The sequence below is a fragment of the Spirochaetia bacterium genome (assembly GCA_022482625.1).
Taxonomy (GTDB): domain Bacteria; phylum Spirochaetota; class Spirochaetia; order Sphaerochaetales; family Sphaerochaetaceae; genus Pleomorphochaeta.
Genome location: JAKVOU010000001.1, coordinates 2122290 through 2143876, shown reverse-complemented (window position 1 = coordinate 2143876; position 21587 = coordinate 2122290). Strand labels below are relative to the sequence as shown.

16 protein-coding genes are annotated in these 21587 nt (G+C 45.4%); 6 read left to right on the top strand and 10 right to left on the bottom strand.

Features of this window, described 5'->3' with window-relative positions; all coding sequences use genetic code 11:
- Positions 1 to 8: 8 nt before the first annotated feature.
- Genes fabG through LKE40_09700 form a run of 3 tightly spaced genes read right to left on the bottom strand, consistent with a single transcriptional unit; the run spans position 9 to position 2594 of the window.
- Positions 9 to 728: a 3-oxoacyl-[acyl-carrier-protein] reductase gene (fabG, locus tag LKE40_09710; protein MCH3917719.1), complete on the bottom strand. Its 720-nt coding sequence runs from the start codon at positions 726 to 728 to the stop codon at positions 9 to 11.
- Complete coding sequence (fabD, locus tag LKE40_09705) at positions 721 to 1671, bottom strand: ACP S-malonyltransferase (GenBank protein MCH3917718.1); 951 nt, start codon at positions 1669 to 1671, stop codon at positions 721 to 723. The genes fabG and fabD overlap by 8 nt, the downstream gene beginning before the upstream one ends.
- Positions 1659 to 2594, bottom strand: coding sequence for a ketoacyl-ACP synthase III (locus LKE40_09700; protein ID MCH3917717.1), 936 nt, complete (start codon positions 2592 to 2594; stop codon positions 1659 to 1661). The genes fabD and LKE40_09700 overlap by 13 nt, the downstream gene beginning before the upstream one ends.
- 114 nt (positions 2595 to 2708) lie before the next feature.
- Between LKE40_09700 and accB the strand changes: the two genes are divergently transcribed.
- Genes accB through LKE40_09680 form a run of 4 tightly spaced genes read left to right on the top strand, consistent with a single transcriptional unit; the run spans position 2709 to position 6158 of the window.
- Positions 2709 to 3143 (top strand): acetyl-CoA carboxylase biotin carboxyl carrier protein, encoded by a 435-nt coding sequence (accB, locus tag LKE40_09695; protein ID MCH3917716.1) that lies wholly within the window; start codon positions 2709 to 2711, stop codon positions 3141 to 3143.
- Positions 3140 to 4465, top strand: coding sequence for an ATP-grasp domain-containing protein (locus tag LKE40_09690; protein MCH3917715.1), 1326 nt, complete (start codon positions 3140 to 3142; stop codon positions 4463 to 4465). Before accB ends, LKE40_09690 begins: the two co-directional genes overlap by 4 nt.
- Positions 4462 to 5238: an acetyl-CoA carboxylase, carboxyltransferase subunit beta gene (gene accD, locus LKE40_09685; protein MCH3917714.1), complete on the top strand. Its 777-nt coding sequence runs from the start codon at positions 4462 to 4464 to the stop codon at positions 5236 to 5238. The genes LKE40_09690 and accD overlap by 4 nt, the downstream gene beginning before the upstream one ends.
- Positions 5235 to 6158 carry an acetyl-CoA carboxylase carboxyltransferase subunit alpha gene (locus LKE40_09680; protein ID MCH3917713.1) on the top strand — a complete coding sequence of 308 codons (924 nt, stop codon included), beginning with the start codon at positions 5235 to 5237 and terminating at the stop codon, positions 6156 to 6158. The genes accD and LKE40_09680 overlap by 4 nt, the downstream gene beginning before the upstream one ends.
- Positions 6159 to 6231: 73 nt before the next feature.
- Here the strand turns inward: LKE40_09680 and LKE40_09675 are convergent, their stop codons facing one another.
- The 5 genes from LKE40_09675 to LKE40_09655 all read right to left on the bottom strand — a co-directional run bounded on the left by LKE40_09675 (position 6232) and on the right by LKE40_09655 (position 14375).
- Positions 6232 to 7476, bottom strand: coding sequence for a hypothetical protein (locus LKE40_09675; protein ID MCH3917712.1), 1245 nt, complete (start codon positions 7474 to 7476; stop codon positions 6232 to 6234).
- Between the two features lie 371 nt (positions 7477 to 7847).
- On the bottom strand, positions 7848 to 11384 hold the full coding sequence (nifJ, locus tag LKE40_09670; protein MCH3917711.1) for a pyruvate:ferredoxin (flavodoxin) oxidoreductase: 3537 nt from the start codon (positions 11382 to 11384) through the stop codon (positions 7848 to 7850).
- 240 nt (positions 11385 to 11624) lie between these two features.
- The gene (locus LKE40_09665) at positions 11625 to 11852 is read right to left on the bottom strand and encodes a hypothetical protein (GenBank protein MCH3917710.1); all 228 of its coding nucleotides are present in this window, start codon (positions 11850 to 11852) and stop codon (positions 11625 to 11627) included.
- A 412-nt stretch (positions 11853 to 12264) separates the two neighbouring features.
- Positions 12265 to 13737, bottom strand: coding sequence for an L-fucose/L-arabinose isomerase family protein (locus tag LKE40_09660; GenBank protein MCH3917709.1), 1473 nt, complete (start codon positions 13735 to 13737; stop codon positions 12265 to 12267).
- A gap of 11 nt (positions 13738 to 13748) precedes the next feature.
- A complete protein-coding gene (locus LKE40_09655) occupies positions 13749 to 14375 on the bottom strand; it encodes a DUF4867 family protein (protein ID MCH3917708.1) in 627 nt (208 codons plus the stop codon).
- A gap of 205 nt (positions 14376 to 14580) precedes the next feature.
- Between LKE40_09655 and LKE40_09650 the strand changes: the two genes are divergently transcribed.
- Positions 14581 to 15633, top strand: coding sequence for a LacI family DNA-binding transcriptional regulator (locus LKE40_09650; GenBank protein ID MCH3917707.1), 1053 nt, complete (start codon positions 14581 to 14583; stop codon positions 15631 to 15633).
- A gap of 144 nt (positions 15634 to 15777) precedes the next feature.
- Here the strand turns inward: LKE40_09650 and gdhA are convergent, their stop codons facing one another.
- Positions 15778 to 17115 carry an NADP-specific glutamate dehydrogenase gene (gene gdhA, locus LKE40_09645; protein MCH3917706.1) on the bottom strand — a complete coding sequence of 446 codons (1338 nt, stop codon included), beginning with the start codon at positions 17113 to 17115 and terminating at the stop codon, positions 15778 to 15780.
- Between the two features lie 276 nt (positions 17116 to 17391).
- On the opposite strand from gdhA, the gene LKE40_09640 reads away from it, so the two are divergent.
- The gene (locus LKE40_09640; GenBank protein MCH3917705.1) at positions 17392 to 20328 is read left to right on the top strand and encodes a pyruvate, phosphate dikinase; all 2937 of its coding nucleotides are present in this window, start codon (positions 17392 to 17394) and stop codon (positions 20326 to 20328) included.
- A gap of 97 nt (positions 20329 to 20425) precedes the next feature.
- Here the strand turns inward: LKE40_09640 and LKE40_09635 are convergent, their stop codons facing one another.
- On the bottom strand, positions 20426 to 21379 hold the full coding sequence (locus LKE40_09635; GenBank protein MCH3917704.1) for an IS1595 family transposase: 954 nt from the start codon (positions 21377 to 21379) through the stop codon (positions 20426 to 20428).
- Positions 21380 to 21587: the final 208 nt, after the last annotated feature.

Genomic DNA, 21587 nt, shown 5'->3' with positions numbered 1-21587 from the left:
TCTGTCCCTCACATGGTCATGCCGCCGTCGACGGCCAATACCTGTCCGGTTATGTATGATGCATCAGCAGAAGCCAAGAAACGTACAGCCTTGGCGACTTGCTCTGCATCTCCGATGTAACCAAGCGGAATTTTGTCACAAATTGACTTTTTCTGTTCTTCATTGAGCTTCTGTGTCATACTGGTATCAATAAAGCCAGGAGCAATACAATTGACGCGTATATTTCTGGAAGCAAATTCTTTTGCAAGGCTCTTGCTCAATCCGATTATTCCTGCTTTTGATGCCGCATAATTTGCCTGTCCTGGATTACCTACAATGCCGACAACGCTTGCTATGTTAATGATTACGCCATAGCGCTGACGCAGGAACTGCCTTGACAAAGCCCTGCAGGACAGAAATACAGAAGTAAGATTGACTTTCAGGACATCATCCCAGTCCGCATCCTTCATTCTCATAATCAATCCATCACGGGTAATACCGGCATCATTGACCAGCAGGCTTATTTCTCCAGCTTCTTCCGTTGCTGTCTTCAGGGCTTTTTCAAAAGCCATCCGATCCATCACATCACAGCTAAGATGATGTGCGGTCCCTGCTATTTCTTCTGAAATCGGAGTCCTGCTGAGATACCAGACTTCATACCCGTCAGCCAGCAATGCCTTGATTATTGCAAGACCGATACCTCTGGATCCCCCGGTAAGGATGGCCTTCTTCATGTTTCTGTCACACATTGTCTTTTTTCTCCATAGTTTTCTCTATTGCCTCCATGGTCCCGCAAGGGCAGCAACTTACATCCATTGTTTTCCAAAATCCTGTAAGGACCTTACCTGGGCCAGCTTCAACATACAGCACATCTTTATCGAAACTTGCAATGATTGATTCCATCGTTTTTCTCCACGCAACGGTACTGGTAATCTGCAATCCTGCCAGTTCCTTGACCTCTTGTCCGGTCAACATAGGTACCCCAGTCACATTGCTGAAAATCGGTATGATTGGATCATTGAAAGGTATCGACCCAATTCGCTTGGCAAATTCTCTTCCTGCCTGTGCCATATATGGCGAATGGAAAGGTCCTGAAACTGACAAAGGAACAATTCTTCTGGCTCCAGCCTTCTTGAAGACCGGAAGCAACCGCTCCAATTCACTTTCCCTGCCTGACAGAACTACCTGGCGGGTGCTGTTGTCATTGGCTAAAAAGAGCCCATCAGCTTTATTTTCTTCCAATATTCTGTCTACGGTTTCCCTGTTGATACCGATTACAGCAGCCATCATAAGCTTGCCATATGAGGTTACAGCAGATTCACAGGCAGCACGCATCAGACGGCCACGTAGCCCCACAAGCTGAAACAAAGTAGGGATATCAAAGACTCCTGCAGCGTAACAGGCTACATATTCTCCCAGACTGAAACCTGCAGCAGCTGCGGGAATACAACCTTTTTCCTCCAATATGGCAAGACTGGCAAGATCTGCCAAGGCAATGGCAGCTTGTGCAACCTGGGTATCTTTCAGTTTCTCTGCATTTCCGCTTTCAAGAAGCTTCTTCAAGTCAAGCCCACAGGCATCAGAAGCCTGTCCAAACAAATCCCTGACCATAGCACTCTGTTTATAGAAGTCCATAGCCATACCGGGATACTGGGCTCCCTGGCCAGGAAATGAAACAATTATTTTTTCCATACCAGACAATTTCCTCCATACGTAAGGCCTGCACCGAAAGCAACAAGCAACAGGATATCACCCTGTTTCAGCTTTCCTTCCTTTTCCATATCCCATAATGCCAATGGAATTGTTGCCGCACTGGTATTGGCATAGCGGCTGACATTGAGGTAAAACTTTTCGACATCGACACCCAGCCTTTCTGCTGCAGCCTTTATAATCCTCTCATTTGCCTGATGAGGTACAATCCATGAAATATCTGCAAGACTTATTCCTTCTTCCTGCGTCAATCTTGCAATTATTTCAGTCATCTTTGTTACGGCAAAGTTATAGACCGCCCGCCCATTCATGACGATATGACGTGATTGATTGATATATAGGCTATCAGCTCCCTTGCCTTCAACGCCCAGCAAGGTTCGTTTGAGTCCGTCCCCTTCTTCAACGATCACACATCCAGCTCCGTCTCCGAAAAGTACACAGGTATTCCTGTCAGAAAAATCAAGGACAGAAGACATCTTCTCAGCACCCACGACAAGCATTTTTCTGCAACTGCCACAATGGACAAGTGCCCTGGCCTGTTCCAGTGCATACACGAATCCAGTGCAACCTGCCACAAGATCAAAGGCAATTTTCACCTGACTGAGCCCAAGTTTTTCAACCAATACACAGGCAGTTGATGGAAATCCTTGATAATCAGGAGTAGCCGTAGCCACAATAATCCCGTCCACATCACTCAAATCGACAGACATGCTTCGTGCAGCCTCCGCAGCCATGTCGCTTGTCAACATAGAAACAGAAGCAAAACGCCTTTCCCTGATGCCTGTATGTGAAGTTATCCATTCATTGCTGGTAGCTACCATGCTGGCAAAATCATCATTCACTACTACCTTCAAAGGCAGGTAACCACCTACTGCCGTTATATCTATCGATGCTTGACGTATCATGTCATCTCCTGTATATGTAATACTACACATTTTAAAAAAATGTCAATATTGACATAAATTAGAAATACTGTAATTATAAAACATAGTCAATACTTCTGCTACATGAGGTGAATTATGGAACATATCGACATCAAGACAATCAAGGATATCACAGCCCTTTTCAATAGCAGTTCCATGACGGAACTTGAACTTGAAGTTGAGGGATGCAGATTACATATGAAAAAAAACTCCTCAGGTCCAGCACAGAGTTCTGTCCCTGTAATAAAGGAATTTTCTGAAGGAGACTGCAAAGAATCTGGCACAGAAACATATAAGACAATCACAGCTCCCCTGGTAGGCACCTTCTACAGCGCACCATCTCCTGATGCTTTGCCATTTGCTCCTGTCGGTACGACAATAACAAAAGGCACGACACTTTGCATTATAGAAGCATTGAAAATGATGAACGAAATGCCAGCAGATGAAGATTGCAAAATCATGGAAGTACTGGCACAGGAAGGCTCATTGGTAGAATTCGGGCAACCTCTGTTCAAGGTAAAACCACTATGATCACCAAAGTGCTTGTAGCAAATCGTGGAGAAATTGCCGTAAGAATCATCCGTTGCCTGAAAATGATGGGAATAGGCAGCGTTGCTGTTTTTTCCCGACCAGATGCCGATGGACTTTGGACGAAAATGGCAGATGAGGCTATCTGCATCGGGGATAAAGATTGTGAAAGCAGTTATCTCAACATGCAGAATATTATTGCAGCAGCACTCTATACACATTGCCAGGCAATTCATCCAGGAGTAGGTTTCCTCAGCGAAAACGGAACATTTGCCGACAGAGTCTGTCAAGCGGGTCTCATCTTCATCGGACCAGACCCCACCACGATCAATCTGCTAGGTAACAAGATTGAAGCCAGAAAAAAGGCAAAAGCCACAGGCCTGGATATTACTCCTGGTTCAGAATGCGCAGTCAAGACCATTGAGGAAGCAAAGAAAACCGCAAAGGATATCGGCTATCCCATCATACTCAAAGCTTCCTTGGGAGGCGGCGGCAAAGGAATGAGAATCATACGCAAGGAAGAGGAACTTGCAGAAGGACTTGGCATTGCACAGAAAGAAGCCAAATTGTTCTTTGGTGACAGTACAGTTCATATGGAAGCCTACCTGGAACATCCCAGGCATATAGAAGTACAGCTCTTGTCCGACGGTAACGGCAATGTAATCTTTCTTGGTGAAAGAGACTGCTCCGTGCAAAAGAATCATCAGAAAATTATTGAAGAAAGTCCCTCTCCTGTCGTTTCAAGAGACTTAAGGACTCGACTGAGAAAAGCTTCTGTAAATCTGTTCCGTACTTTGGCGTACAAAGGTGCAGGAACCATTGAATTCCTTATACAGGATCACAACTGCTGTTTCATGGAAGTCAATGCAAGAATCCAAGTCGAACACACAGTCTCGGAAGCCGTATCGGGCATTGATTTGGTAAAACAGATGGTCCTCATAAGTGACGGGATTCCTTCACGATGCCTGGGAGAAGATCCACCGCTCCAGGGACATGCACTCGAAGTCAGGATAAATGCCCTTTCCTGTGGAAAGGTCACCAAGTTCATCCCACCGATCGGCTGCGGCATACGTTGTGATTCCCATCTGTATGAAGGCTATACGGTCAGTCCTTTCTATGATGCCTTGTTGGCAAAGATCATCGTACATACAGACAGCAGGGAAGAATCCATAAGGACCATGCATGAAGCTCTGGACGAATTGGATATACAAGGCATTCATACAAACAAAGAAGCAGTAAGAACCATATTGGACAGCGAACAGTTTTCCAGCGGTAAGTTCGCAACTGATCTTTACGACATCCTGGAAAAGGAAGGAAAACTATGAAGGAATCAGTAAAAATCTGTCCTGGATGCAACAGGGAGCTTTCTGAAAAAGAACTAGAAGAAAATCTAGACATCTGCCCATACTGCCACCATTACTTCAGGATGGACTGGGAGAAAAGGCTTACCCTTATCTGTGATGATGGCTCTTATAAAGAATTTGCCGAGGACATGAAAGCAACGAATTTATTAGGAGTTCCCGGCTATGATAAAAAATTACAGGAAAATAAGGAAAAGGCACGGCAGAATGATGCAGTTTCTACAGGAACTTGTACGATTGACGGAAAGAAGGTCATACTCTGCGTCATGAGTTTCGATTTCATGGGAGGCTCCATGGGAGCCACCGTAGGAGAAAAAATTACAGCAGCAATGATCAAAGCTGCACTTGAAGACCTCCCTCTGATCATCTGTACGGCCAGTGGCGGTGCTCGGATGCAGGAAGGTATCTTCTCCCTGATGCAGATGGCAAAGACAAGCGCGGCGGCTGCATTGATGGGTGAAGTTGCCGTACCACTCTTCATTCTGCTGACCAGCCCAACGATGGGTGGCGTTACGGCATCCTTTGCCATGCTCGGAGACGTCATACTTGCAGAACCACAGGCTTTGATAGGTTTTGCAGGATCCAGAGTCATACAGGGAACCATCAGAGAAAAACTGCCTAAAGGCTTTCAGACTTCTGAATTCCAACAATCACATGGATTTCTTGATGCCATCGTCGAGAGAAAAGACCTGCACAGGACACTTTCGTTCCTATTGCGGACACATGAGGCAACATGAACAATAACTATCAGACAATCAAGAAACGGCTGTCTTCTGTTGATAAAGCAGTAACGCCGAGATCTGCATGGAATTGCGTGCAGCTGGCCAGGGATATCAAACGTCCAGGTACAATGGAATACATACATCTGCTCTTTGATGACTTTATGGAACTGCATGGAGACCGTGCTTTCGGAGATGATCCTGCAATGATAGGTGGCATTGCACTGTTCGAGGGCAGACCAGTAACGGTCATCGGCATAAAAAAAGGTTCAAACCTCAAGGAAAATCTTGATTGCAACCATGGTATGAGCAGACCCGAAGGATACAGAAAAGCTCTTAGGCTGGCAAAACAGGCAGAAAAGTTCCATCGTCCCTTGATCAGTTTCATCGACACACCAGGAGCTTATCCCGGCATTGATTCAGAAGAACGGGGTATCGGCGAAGCCATAGCGAAAAACCTCAGGGAATTTGCTTTGCTCAAGATACCCACGATAAGCTTCATCATCGGTGAAGGCGGTAGTGGTGGCGCCTTGGGTATCGGCATCACAGACAAGATATACCTTTTGGAGAACGCAGTATATTCAGTCATCACTCCTGAAGGTTTTGCATCAATACTCCTGCATGATCCCAGTAAGGCCGAGGAAGCCGCTGATATCATGAAAATGACTTCCAGAGACCTTCTTGCTTTGAAAATCATCAATGGTATTATTCCTGAAGTCGAAGAAGGAGCCCAGGCAGATCCAGATTTTACAGCCCAGGCCATAAGAGAAACTATCCGAAAGGATCTTGATATCCTCTGCAAGAAGAATAAAGACAGCTTGGTGCGTTACCGATTGAAGAAAATAAGGAGTATCGGTGCAGACCCAGACCAACATGAATGGTGGCAACCCTTGCTTCTCTTGATGCAGAAAATTGAAAGTACAAACCAACTTTCATAGGGGTATGCCTTTCCAGACTTAGAAGCAAAAACCGGAAGCAAACTGCTTCCGGTTTGCACATATAATCAGCTGTTTATTCTGATTCTCCATTCAGATACCTGTAGAAGGCATTGTCAACATAGAGTGGAGCAACGGAAATCTTTGCCTTATCAGACATTTCTTTCTTCATTGCTGCAAGCAGGTTGTCCTTGACTGCAGGCAAGCAGAATGAATGGAATGTATATCCATTCTCAGATGCACTGCAATCATAGACGGCCTTGTAAGCACTCTGGTCATGATTCTTATCCATCGTGCTATACAGAGGCTGCCACCAAGCACCGGAAATCAATTTGACATCACTGCCTTTTGCTTGGTTAGCTGAGTTTTTCTTTGAATATTTATTGATTATGCCATCAAAGGCTTCCAAGTCACTTTCATTGTCAAACTCAAACATCGCATCATATTCCGTAGCATAGACCAAATAGAGATTATCAGAATATTTTTCTACACGATAGGTCGGTGTCGGTTCCGGAATCGGGCCCCATTCAAGCAAGTACTGATAGATGGATATTTTTGGTTCAAGCTGCAAGCGTGCGTCAATTCCCTCACTGTTGAGCAAGGCAACCAGCTGCTTGAGATGGACTTCTTCACTATGTCCGTATTTGATTGTCAGTTCCGGTAGGAAATTGGCATTATAGCCATCCTCCTTGAGGTTATATCCAGTCGTAACTTTATCTTCGACCAATTTAGCTCCTGCATTGTCAAGATCGCTGTATGAGAACAGATACAAATTGTCAAAAGCTGTAGAAATCTTGCTGATGATATCAGGATCTGAAACCCTGCCCAAATAATGTCGGGCCTGGCCGGTAGTCTTGGCTAATTGCATCAGCAGATAGTCTGCCATGTCAGGATCGAGACTTCCTTCCTTTACGATTGCCTGGAAATGAAGGGTATCAACAAGGTGTGCATCCAAGGCACAGACAACATACTTTTGGTCATATGTGCCAGTATCGGCAATGCCATAATTCTTCAAGCGTGCCGAGACTTTATCCCGAGAATAGGTTTGGGCAAGTTCATCGAAATCAGCCTCCTGTACCAATACTTTCAGGATATCCGCATCAGCAGTTATTTCCTTCCCTGTAATCTTGTTCGCTGCTGCAGTAAAATCAGCAGAAGATACTGTTCCCGCGAACTGCTTTACTCCCAGGACTTCCTGCAGATAGGTACTGTTCTGGCTGTCATACTCGATTGCCGGTGCTGTATTTGCTGCTGTACCGGCACATGAGCACAATAAAACGGCAAGCATCGTCATCAATAAGGTGTTTTTCAATTTTTTCATGAATTCCTCCATCCATAGCAATCCAGGTCCATCCCGATCAACAGATTCAGAATGGTTGCCTTCAACACTTGATCAGCCGACCTTTGGGCATCTGGAAATAAAATCTCCGACATCCAAACCTTCTTAAAGTATCCATTGGACAATATCACTGTTGATTTAATCATACAAACAACTGAATGTCAATTGAACTTCATACGTACATTGGAATTACAGAAACAACCCTTTTGACATCCGCTTTCATCTCAATGTCATGATCCTGACGACAGGAAAACAATTAAGACAAATTGTCAAAAAATCAAATACTCTGGTAATGGCAGAAAAAACAAGGGCCCCCCGAAAGGACCCTTGCATATTTCCATTGCAGGAAACAATTACATAAGCTTACCGACTCTCTCATAGAAACTCATGCGATTTGCTGCATCGGCTTTTGCCTTGTCAAACAGTTCATCTGCATGTTCCGGATTAGTCTTGTACAATGACTTGTAGCGGACTTCACCCTTGATAAAGTCGAGATAATCAATTGTCGGAGCCTTCTTGATATCCCAAGAGAATCTCTCACCCTGAGGCAGTGCAGGATTATAGCGATACAACGGCCAGTAACCAGCATCAACTGCCCTCTTCTCTTCAACCTGGCTGAATCTCATATTCATACCATGGTTGATACAAGGAGCGTAGCAGAAGACAATGGAAGGACCATTCCATGCAACAGCTTCCTGCAGTGCTTTCTGAGCCAAAGCCCTGTTGGCTCCCAAGCTGATGGAAGCTACATACACATAGCCATAGCTCATGCACATGAAGCCCATGTTCTTCTTACCGACCTGCTTACCTGCATTTGCAAACTTTGCAACAGCTGCAAGTGGCGTAGCCTTGGAAGCCTGTCCACCGGTATTGGAATATACTTCTGTGTCAAGGACAAGAATATTGACATTCTTGCCACTGGCAACAACATGGTCAACACCACCATAGCCAATATCATATGCCCAGCCATCACCACCGATGATGAATACATTCTTGTCACAGAAATAATCCTTGAACTCATCGATCTTGGCAAGAATACCCTTGTTGGCATCCGTTGCAGCAGCAAGAGCAGCAGGAAGTGCAGCCTGTACAGCATTCTGTGCTTCAATTGCATCTTCCTTGGCTGAACCCCAGACATCAAGGCTCTTCTTGATTGCTTCAGTCAGTTCCGGAGTAGTACCAGCTTCCAGCAACTGATCGATATAGATCTTCAACTGGTGACGGTTGCTATCCAATGCAAGGCGCATGCCCAAGCCATATTCGGCATTGTCTTCGAACAGACTGTTGCCCCATGCTGGACCACGGCCATCACTCTGGCGTTTGGTATACGGAATAGTCGGGAATGTTCCTGAATAAATGGAAGAACATCCTGTAGCATTGGCTGCAATCATGTTCTCGCCACAAATCTGGGAAACAAGCTTGACATAAGGAGTTTCTCCACAACCTGCACAGGCACCGCTGAACTCAAACAGAGGCTGTTTGAACTGCAGACCCTTGACGGTCGTATCAGAAACACCATCCATCACTGCATAAGGCAGATCTTCGAAGAATTCAGCATACTTGTCAGCTCCTGCATCTCTTTCATCCTGAACAGGACGCATCTCCAGAGCTTTGTTCTTTGCCGGGCAGGTCTCAACACAGACGCCACAACCCTGGCAGTCTTCAGGATAGACCTGAATCTTGAAACGAAGGTCCTTGGTGTTCTTGGTGTTGGACTTGATGGTAACAAATCCTTCCGGAGCATTTTCAAGTTTGGCAGGTTCAATCTGCTTTGCACGAATTGCTGCATGCGGGCAAGCCTGTACGCACTGGTTACACTGGATACAGTTCTCACTCATCCAATGAGGAATGAACGGTGCAACACCACGCTTCTCAAGCTTTGCGGTACCAGTAGGCAACTTACCGTCAAAAGACATCTTGGAAACAGGAATAGTATCACCCTGACGATGCATGATCGGCTTGATGATGTCCTGTGCAAACTCATCGGCATCTGCAGAAATCAGAACCGGTGGTTCACAGCTCTTGGTAATCGTAGCAGGAATCTTGACTTCGTGGAGTGCATCGGATGCACCGTCAACGGCAGCCCAGTTCTTCTTGACGATATCTTCGCCCTTCTTGAGGAAGGTCTTCTTGATGTATTCCTTGATCAGCTTGATGGCTTCTTCTTCTGGAAGGATACGGCTGATCTTGAAGAAAGCAGCCTGCATGACCGTATTGATCCTTGTACCAAGGCCAGCGGCACCGGAGATCTCAAGAGCATTGATATTGAAGAAACGAATCTTCTTGTTGATGATCTGCTCCTGCATATCACGGGTAAGATGCTCGAATACTTCATCAGAAGGAATCTGGCTATTGAGAAGAAATACTCCGCCCTCCTTCAATGGACCAAGCATATCATAACGGCCGATATAAGCAGGATTATGACAAGCAACGAAATCAGCATGGTCGATCAACCATGGCATATTCAGCTTGCTTTCACCGAAACGAAGATGGCTGACGGTAATACCGCCGGACTTCTTGGAATCATAGGCAAAATAAGCCTGTGCATTCTGGGGAGTGTTGTTACCGATGATCTTGATGGAGTTCTTGTTTGCACCGACAGTACCATCGGAACCAAGGCCCCAGAACATGCAGGAAACAACGCCCTTGGGTGTAACATCAATCGAATCACCGATCTTGATGGACTTATGGGTAACATCATCGTTGATACCAACGGTAAAGTTATGGAAAGCCGGTCCTGCAAGATGATCGAAAACAGCCTTTGCATGAGTCGGTGGGAAATCCTTGCTGCTCAAGCCATAGCGTCCGCCGATGACCTTGATACCAGTCTTACCCATCTGCTCCAAAGCTGCAACAACATCCAGATACAAAGGTTCACCAAGACTTCCCGGTTCCTTTGTCCTGTCAAGAACTGCAATCCTCTTTACGGTCTTGGGAAGTGCAGCAACCAGATGCTCTGCACTGAAAGGACGATACAGATGTACATTGATGACACCGGTCTTACCACCACGTTCATTGATGTATTTGCTAGCCCATTCACAGGTGTCTGCACCACTGCCCATGACAATAATAACATCAGTAGCATCAGAAGCTCCTGAATACTCAAATAGATGCAAAGGACGGCCTGTCAGTTTTGAAACCTCATCCATGTAACCCTGTACGATTTCTGGTACAGCATCATAATAAGGATTGACGGTTTCACGGCCCTGGAAATATACATCTTCATTCTGGGCAGCAACTTTGACCATGGGATGCTCAGGACGCTGAGCACGTTCACGGAATTCCTTGATGAGAGATTCGTCGACCAAAGGTCTGATATCATCATAGGAAATTTCTTCTACCTTCTGGATTTCATGAGAAGTCCGGAACCCATCAAAGAATGCAAGGAACGGAACCTTGCTCTTAAGGGTAGACAGATGGGCTACCAGCGCCATATCCATAGTTTCCTGAATGCTGCTTGCTGCAGTCATTGCAAAACCGGTGTTACGGCAAGCCATGACATCAGAATGGTCTCCGAAGATGGAGAGTGACTGAGCAGCAAGAGATCTTGCGGACACATGGAAGACAGTCGGAATCATTTCACCGGCAATCTTGTACATATTCGGGATCATAAGCAACAAACCCTGGGAAGCTGTAAATGTCGTCGTCAAAGCACCTGCAGACAAAGCACCATGTACCGCTCCGGATGCACCGGCTTCCGACTGCATTTCCATAATTTCGACCTTCTTACCCCAAAGGTTCTTGCGTCCGGTGCTAGCCCAAGCATCAGCGTATTCTCCCATTGGTGAAGAAGGAGTGATCGGATAAATGGCAGCCACATCGCTGAAGGCATATGCAATATGCGCAGCAGCAGTGTTACCATCAATCGTAACCATTTTCTTGTTGTCCATTTTCGACACTCCATAAATCGTATATTTTGATGAATTCCCTCACGGGACCATACATTGCACAAAGCAGCAATAGGTTGGCTATTGCACACGAATTTCATTATAGTACACGATTTTTCTGATTGCAAGTAGAACAAAGTATTAAAATTCTTATACTGTCAGTCATTTTTGTAATCAGGGAAAAACAACAATCCCCATCGCTTCGATGGGGATTCAAGTATAATGGAAACCTTTTGGATTATTTTATTTCGTAAACCATTTGAATATGCCCTGTTTCTTTTTCTGAGTCTTCCTCGGTGATACATGGACACTCTCCATCCGAACAGGTTCCGGCTCCTTGCGTAGTTCCTCTATCACATCTTTTCTGGCTTCTCCCAAAGGCGAAAACATTCCCTGTGAATTTCCAAGACTAAGTCGCTGTATGGATAAGGCATTATTGTCCCTGCAAGTCTGTAATTCATTAGAAGCCATACTTAATTACTCCTTCCTTTCTTTTACACGTCGACACCCTATCACGGTTTCCATACGTATGCAAGAGGCATGCAGGAGTTAAAAAAATACTAAAATTTTATATAAGTTTTTTGTATTTACTCACATCGGAACTATCATTTTTCCAAGTATCACTTATAGAAATCAAGTAATACAAAATAGGTTTTGCACCTGATTTCAAAGACTGTTCGGCAAAAAAATTTTAAGAAATTTTTATTTTTTTTCAAAAACCTCTCAATTCCATAAAAAAAGAAACTATATCAACACAAAAAAAACATCAAAAGCTTTCCACATTGATGGACACAGCTTGTTTTCTGCAAAAAGAAAACGGTACGGTTGCAAACATATGCAACCGTACCTGACACAGGAAGGTACTTACAAACCGTCAGGGAAATCAATCAAAAGGATTTTCATCCTTATACAGCATTCCCTTGGGCTGGTTGAAAGAAATATCAGGAATTCCCAGATAATCAAACAATGCATACAGAGCCTTGCCTACATGTCCGAAGGTAACGGCACCGTGATGCGGGTAATGCTTGGAAATCAAGACATGTCGATAGAATCTGCCCATTTCAGAAATTGCAAAGACTCCGATTCCCCCAAAAGAACGAGTAGGTACAGGAAGCACTTCTCCCTGAGCTACATATGCCTGAAGAGAAGAATCAGGATTGCCGTGTAATCTGAAGAACGTTATAGGTCCTGCGGCAATATCCCCTTCCAATGTTCCCCTTGTAAAATCAGGTGTACCACCGTCTTCCAAAAGGCGATTTTGAATCAGCTGGTAATTAAGTGTTCCGCATGTAAGTCTACATGATGGCGTATTACCACAATGGAAGCCCATGAAGGTATCATGCAGGACATACGGATATTTTCCTTGAATCTGGTCGCTATACATATCCTCTGGTACGGTATTGTTGATATCAAGCAAGGTAACCGGGGCATCGGTAATACAGGTTCCGATATACTCTGAAACAGCACCGTAGATATCAGTTTCACATGCAACAGGAATGCCCTTGGATGCCAGCCGGCTATTTACGTAACAAGGTTCAAAGCCAAATTCCTTAGGAAATGCCGGCCAACATTTATTTGCAAAGACTACATAGGAACGCGAACCTCTGTTTGCTTCTATCCAATCAAGCAAGGTAAGTTCATACTGTGCCAACTTCGGCAGAAGATCAGGATAGTGTTCTCCTTTTCCTAGTTCCTGTTCCATATCCTTGACCACGGCAGGAATACGTTTGTCATTTGCATGGCTGCGATAAGCAACCAGCAAGTCAAGCTCAGAATTTTCCTGAATTTCAATCCCAAGATCATACAATGGCTTTATCGGAGCGTTGCAGGCAAAAAAGTCCTGGGGCCGAGGTCCAAAAGAAATTACCTTCAGACTGGACAGCCCTATGATAGCTCTGGCTACCGGGATAAAATCCTTGAGCATTCTTACAATGTCTGCAGCAGTACCGACAGGATAAGAAGGGATGACAGCCTTAATTTTCCTAAGCCCTAGGTTATAGGAACAATTCAGCATCCCACAGTAAGCATCTCCCCTGTCACCGACCAGCTTGTCTGCTCCATCCTCTGCTGCAGCAGCATACATAACAGGTCCTTCGAAATACTGTGCAATTTGAGTCTCCGGTGTCTCCGGACCAAAGTTCCCAAGGAAAACGCATAGTGCATTGCATCCGGCAGCTACTACTTCCTCGACGGCTTTCTTGGCATCGAGTTCGTTTTCTACCGTTGTCTTGGCTTCGTATAACCCTGGCCCAAAAGCTTCGACAATTGCCTTTCTGCGAGACTGTGAAAGAGAAATGACAAAACAATCCCGTGACACAGCTATGATTCCCAATTTTACTTTTGGAATATTCTGCATACTGTTCCCTCCTATACGGTCAGATTGATTCCATGCAAGCCCACAAAAGCCCCTCTCTTTGCTTCCGGACTATCCTTATGTGCAACAAGCCATTTATTTCTTGCGAAGAGGAGCTTGTCTTCGTCGCTTTTCACAACAATATCTTCCTTTTGTGTATTGGTACCTTTCAGAAGAACAATGACAACGCGAAAGCCTTCTTGCCCCGGAGCAGTACAAGGAGCATAATGCAAGGTCGTTTCATAAAGTTGGACAACCGTTCCGGCAGGAACAAGAAAAGCTTCTATTTCCTGTGTATCAATCGTATTGTCCTTCATCTTCCTTTTGTCTGCCAGTAAAAGGATTACATCCTGAGATGGAATATTGAGCTCACTTCCCCGATGATATTCCAAGCAATTGAGTACATGGTTATTGCCATTGCAGTAACCGACCTCTATGGGCAAGCCGCCGTATGCATTGGCTTCAAGCTCTTTTGTAATCAAAACTTTCTCCAAATCCGAACAACTTGCTACATAGACCGTACCTTTTCCAGGCTTAGGAGTCTTCTCATCAAGCGTCTTGAGCAAGCCACTGACATCATAGCCGGAAATAACCGCCCCATAAGTATTGAAATATTCTGAAGTTACCGGTCGAATATTCACGATTTCTTCCTTCTCTCCTTGCAAATTTAAAAAATTCTTGATATACCGTGCTCGTACACGACTCTGGTTATTGTACCATTGCCTCTACTGATTGTCAAAAGAAAAAATACAAGATTCCACACAAGGGACAGTAACAGGAACTTTTTCTCCAATTGATATGGTTTACTGTTCCTGACCATGTTAGAATCAAAGCTCAGGAGCAAACATGGCAATTACAATCAAGGATATTGCAGCCAAAGCAGGTGTTTCAAGAGGAACGGTAGACAGGGTACTGCACAACCGTCCCGGAGTAAACAGTGAAGTTGCCATCCGAATCAGAACTTTATGCCGGACAATGGGTTACACCACCAATAAAGCCGGCAGGCTCCTTGCGGCCAATAAATCCCCGATAAGAATCGGCTGCTTGCTTCCAAGTATAGGCAATCATTTCTTTGACGAGCTTATCAGAGGCCTTGAAACCTTCCAGGAAGACAACAAGGACTATGGCCTTTCTTTGGATATAAGGAATATAAAAGGATATGGACTGGAAGAACATTGCCGATACATGGACAGCCTTGTTGCAAAAGGAGCGGATGCCCTCCTTATCGTTTCACCCGACGATCCGATGGTTGCCAAGAAAATAGAAACCTTCACAAAGCAAGGATTGCCTGTCGGCTGCGTCAATACGGATATCCCGACATCTTTGAGACTTTTCTATATAGGGCCGGATTACTACCAATCAGGTTGTACTTCTGCGGGAATGCTAGCCTTAATGACAAAAGAGCCACAGCATATACTCATTGTTTCCGGTTCTCGATCCATGTATGGACATAACCAAAGGGTAAAAGGATTTCTTGATACCCTACAGGCAAAGGGCCTGGACTACAAAATCGTTGACATGCTGGAATCTCTTGATGATGAGAACCATGGATACGAACTGAGCAGAAAAGCTTTGGAAACACACAAGGAAATAACTACCGTTTTTATCGTTGCCGGTGGCGTTGCAGGAACATGCCGGGCCATTGAAGAAACAAGAAAAGGGCACAGACCGCATATCCTTACTTTCGACAGAAGCAAGGCCACGGCACAGTTACTGGAACGCGGCATCATAGATGCAACTGTCTGTCAGCAACCTTATCGGCAAGGATATGAATCTGTTTCCAAGATGTTTGATTATCTGGTAAACAAAAAACAAGGAACTGTTCCTGATACTATTGTCGATACAGTACTTGTCATCAAGGAAAATGCAATGAATCCGGACCAACACAAGACATCATGATATGATTACAAAAACAGTCTGAACCCAATGTCATCTTGGGCAAAACAGACCCTGCAGATAAATCAGTCTTCCAACAAAGAGGTCAGGCGGCCGATAATCCGACCGCCTGCAAAACAAAAACCAACCGAGAGTATCGGGAAGTGCTCAATACCCTTGTGCAACCATTGCATCGGCTACCTTGCGGAAACCTGCTATGTTAGCTCCTCTGACATAATTGACGGTTCCATCCTCACGGAGACCTTCCTTGACACACATCTGATGTATATTCTGCATGATATGTTTCAGCTTCTCATCAACTTCATCAGCAGGCCATGACAGATGCATGGCATTTTGGCTCATCTCAAGTCCTGAGACAGCCACGCCTCCGGCATTTGCAGCCTTACCCGGTGCAAAATCAATCTTTTGCTCAAGCAGATATTCCATAGCCGTCGAAGTAACGCCCATGTTGCTCGTTTCTATTATATATTTGCAGCCGCCGGCAACAAGTTGTTTTGCATCCGCTATATCCAGCTCATTCTGAATGGCGCAGGTAAATGCCATGGCCACAGGAACTTCCCAAGGCTTCTTGTGTGGAATAAACTTAGCATTGAAGCGCTTGGCATAGGGAGCTACAACATCATTGTTTGAGGCCCTCAGATACAGCATATAGTCCATTTTTTCCTTGGTATTGATGCCTTCTTCATCCAAGATATAGCCATCAGGGCCACTGATAGTAACAACTTTGGCTCCCAATTGCGCAGCTTTCATGACTGCGCCCCAGGCAACATTGCCAAAGCCGCTTATTGCAATTCGTTTTCCCTTGATTGAATCCCCGTTACGGCTTAGCATTTCTTGGGCAAAATACATTGTTCCATAGCCCGTTGCTTCAGGTCTTACCAAAGATCCTCCCCAACCGGGCCCTTTTCCCGTAAGCACACCTGTATTTTCTTTCTTCAGACGTTTGTACTGCCCATAAAGGAAACCTATCTCCCTACCTCCGACTCCGATATCTCCGGCAGGAACATCGGTATTACTTCCGATATAATGATAAAGCTCACTCATGAAACTCCGACAGAACCGTAATATTTCACTATCGCTTCTTCCCCTCGGATTGAAATCAGAACCACCTTTGCCTCCGCCCATCGGAAGCCCTGTCAGGCTGTTCTTGAAGGTCTGCTCAAAACCAAGAAATTTCAGGGAATCCAACGTAACTGATGCATGGAACCTCAGTCCCCCTTTGTACGGTCCCAGTGCATTGTTGAACTGTACCCTCCAACCTCGATTTACTTGTATTTCTCCGTTGTCATCTTCCCATTCAACCTTAAATTCATAGATTCTGTCAGGTTCGGTAATCCTTTCAGGAATCTTGTTCTTACAATATACCGGATTGTCATTGACTACCGGCAGAATGCATTCAAGCACTTCCCTTGCAGCCTGCAGAAATTCTTTCTGTCCTGGATTCTTTTGTTTCAGCCATGTCATGAACGTCTCTAGATCATACATGTTAATCTGTCTCCTTTCGCTTTGTTAGCGAGAATAGGGTAAACCCAGTTACACGTTCAGTCAAGTTGCAATATACATAAAAATTATTATACAGATTAATGTATATCATCAAAAAAAATAATATTTTTTCAATATTTACCAATTAATTTTATACGTAACGAAAAGAACCAATTGACATGATGAAAATCCCTTAATCCACTTCCATAGCCCAATTCTTACATTGTCTCCAAGAAATAAAAAGTTGTATTCACACTATGACAGTGTTATGATTCTGGTATGTACACACTTGATCCGACATGGTTGCCTTTCAGCAATCTCATGCTCCGGCATATATACAATGTACTGCTTATCTGCAGTGATTATGACAGGTTCCTTCTTGAAGAAGATGGCAGGGTTGAAGAAGAACTTTTTCTGGAATATACCCAGTTAGGTTTGAGCACACCGCCTAAAATTACCCATGCCAATACCCCGGAAGAAGCTTTGGCAGCCCTCAAGTCAGATCGAAAATTTGAACTCGTCATATCAATGCTTGACCTCGGCAGCGAGAATGTCGAACAGCTGGCAGACGAAATAAAGAGATTGTACCCGACCATGCCTGTGGTAGTCCTGTCTCCTTCTCCTGTCCACAGGAGAAACAAGCAGATAAAAGGAAGCATGTCAACTTCAATCGACAATTTCTTCTACTACCAAGGCGACCCGAACATCTTCCTGGCAATGGTCAAACTGATGGAAGATGAGATGAATCTGGTACATGACACGCATGAAGCGGAAATACAGGTAATCATACTTGTCGAGGATTCCGTACGGTTTTATTCATCCTTCCTGCCTTTGCTCTACACGTGCTTGATACAGCAAAACAGATCAAGTATCCTCGAAGGGCTCAACAGCTGGGGAAAAATCCTCCGTATGAGAGGACGGCCCAAAATTGTATTGGCAAAAAACTTTGAGAAGGCATGGGATCTGTATGCGACCTTCAGAAACAATATCCTTGGTCTCATCACGGACATGTCCTATGAAAGAAACGGAAAGGAAGACAAACTGGCCGGTTTGGAACTATGTAGGAAGGTCAAAGCAGATAATCCATCGCTTCCTGTCCTGATCCAGAGCATGGATGAAGGCTGTGCACAGACATGCCGGGATGAAGGTGCAAGTTTCTTATGGAAAAAGTCAAGCACGTTATTGTCTGATTTGCATGATTACGTCATAGCACACTACGGGTTCGGGCCATTCCATTTCAAGGATCCGGATACCGGCAAGACAATTGCAATCGCAACGACCATGAGAGAGTTGCAGCATGCCCTTGCTGCAATACCGATCAACTCATATATCTACCATAGCAACAGGAATGATTTTTCCAGATGGCTCAGGGCCCAAAGCCTCTATGTCCTGGCAGCACAGCTGAAACCGTTGAAAATCGAAGCATACATGGATCCTGAAAAAGCACGGGAAGATCTTGTTTCAAAAATCAAAGAATACAGGACAGAAAGGACTCGTGGGGTATTGGCCCAGTTCTCACGGGACAATTATGATGAGACCCTGTTCTTTTCCCGAATCGGAAATGGTTCCTTGGGCGGCAAAGGCCGTGGCTTGGCTTTCATCAACATGGAACTGAGAGCAAGCGGCATCATCGACAAATATCCTGAAGTCTATCTTTCCATACCCCGCACAGTCGTCATTTCGACAGGCAGCTTTGTCCAATTCATGGAAGAAAACGGACTTAAGGAAATGGTGCTACAGGATATGGATGATAAAAAACTGCTCTCTTTGTTCCTTTCAAAACCACTGGAACAAGACCTGAAGGCAGACCTGACGGCTGTCATCAATGTCATTTCTCAACCGATTTCCATCCGCTCTTCATCCCTGCTTGAAGATTCCCATTTCCAACCGTTTGCCGGCGTATATGAAACCTGCATGATACCAAATGTCGGCAACGAAGGCAAAAGGCTATTTGAACTTGAAGCCGCAGTCAAGACTGTATGGGCTTCAACTTATTTCAGGCATGCAAAGGAATATATGAAAGCTACTGACCATATATTGGAAGAAGAACAGATGGCAGTCATCATACAGCAAGTCATCGGTTCTCGGCATGGAGATTACTGGTATCCGAACATCAGCGGCGTAGCCCGTTCCCTCAACTACTATCCCCTTCCAGGCGAAGACCCCAGAGACGGCATAGGTATGTTGTCTTTTGGATTCGGAAAGACAATTGTTGACAATGGCAAAGCTTTTCGTTTTTCTCCTAGATACCCCAAAAAACCAATTCAGAATCTTACCGGAAACGGAGCAAGCAACCAGACTTCATTCTATGCACTGCACATGCATCAGGGATATCATCCGTTTGACGATGTTGACAATCTGAAATTACTCGACATAACAGAAGCAGGACAGTTTCCTGATGTACTGAAAGGCTGCGCTTCTACAATCGATCTTTCAACAGGCCTGCTGAATGAAGATTGCAATGCAAAAGGGGAAAAAATCCTTACTTTCAACGGCATACTCAAATATGATATGTTTCCTCTTGCAGCAATTGTCAGAGATATCCTTGAGCTTGGGCAAAAAGCCATGAATACTCCCATCGAAATTGAATTTGCCGTAAACCTAAATAGAAAACTTCCCAAAAAACCAGAATTCAGCCTACTCCAGATAAGACCTATTGCAGAAGGTATGGAAGAAAGTGATGTAAGAATCGATGAATCAGAACAGACAGATGCATTGGTTTATTCTGAAATGGTCATGGGAAATGGGAAGATTTCAGAAATCAAGGATGCCATCGTCATCAAATACGATCAGTTCAATCCAAAGGAAATGGCCGGCATGGCAACAGAAATAGAAAAATTCAATACCGAGGCCGAGTCTACCGGACAGGATTTTCTATTGATTGTGGCAGGAAGACTAGGTTCCTGTGATCCTTGGCTCGGTATACCTGTCGTATGGGCACAGATTTCACACGCACGAGTCATTGTAGAAACAGGATTCCCTGATTTTCAGGTAGAGCCCAGCCAAGGTACACATTTCTTTCAGAACCTGACATTATTAGGAAACTGTTATATGACAGTCAATCCTTCCTTCAACCAAGGGAAACTCAACCTGGATGGATTCAGCAAATTGGAAAAGGTTGAAGAAAGTTCCCATTTCATCCATTATCGGAACACTCAATCTTTTGATATCAGGATAGACGGATTGGAAAGAAGGGGAATCATCACAGTCCATTGATAAAAAGGCGACAACTGTCTAGCTGCCGCCTTTGAACAAAGTATCCTTGACTCTATCATCAATATCTTTGGCTCTGTTTTCCGAGTGTATTGCAGGGCTAGCCAACAGTGGGAAAAGGCAAGGGAGGCTTGTGAAATATCCCCCAATAGGTTGAACATGTTCCGATTGTCCGCATCTTGTCCAGCAATACGGTTTTCAGGTCCAGACGATTCAATCCGGGGTTCTCGACCTCGAAGCCATTCCAGGCAAGATAGTTGTCAAGATATTTCGTGGAAACACCCCTGAATCCAGCCAGCAACCCCCGAAGACGGCTATGCAGGCTGTTGACCTTCTGCAAGTTGTATCGCCCTCGTACCGGGCATCCCTGTATGCCCGCCTTCAGCTGTACCACCGGCAGGCCATCCGAGGCGCAGAATTCCCGGCTTGCCCGGCTCTTGTCGGTCACCATCACCACGTCATCGCCCAGGTGCGAGGCCAGGACAAAGGAAAGGTAGCGGGGTTGCACCATCCCCCTGCCGGCAGCCTTCGCCAGGGTCTTCCCCTGCTCGTCGATGGCGCACGGCACGCAGACCTTCTGGTTGCTCAAGCCCCTCGTATGGGTCGCTTTCCCTCTCTCATGACGATGGCCCGTCACCCTGTAGGTCTTGTATGCCGGGCTCCGATGCCGCTTTCCCCTAATTCCCAAGTTGTTTTCCGCATCGCAGTTGCCTTTGTAGTTGTCCTGGATGTACGTCTCGTCTTCCTGTACCCGGCCGCTGAGCAAGTTCCCCGTGGATCCCGTCGCCAGTGCATCGAGGATCTTGTGCCGCCAGAAGAACGAGGTGCTCAGCGCTATGCCGCACTTGCGTGCGGCCTCCCGCAAGGGAAGCCTCAGGGCGAATGCCTCCAGATAGGCCTCCCAGGTTTCCTTGCCGTGCTTGCTCTTGTATCGCACAGAACCGGTGGTCGCCCCGAACGTACGCCCGCAATCCCCGCAGAGATACCGCTGCCTGCCCCTGACGAAGCCGTTGCGACGGACATGGACACCGGAGCAGTGGGGACAACGCGGCATGTCCTCGTGACTGTCCCGATGCTTGTCGGGAGCATCCGTTGCCAGTTCGGCCAATGCAATGACCCTCTGGCGATCCTGTTCCGACAGATTCCCGAGCATTTCCGCCAATGTTTCAAGGCTGATGGTTTCTTTGTTTTTACCTAACATATGTTGAGTATATTACAAAAAGACGGTCGCTTCAAGCGCTTAGCAATACACTTGGAAAACA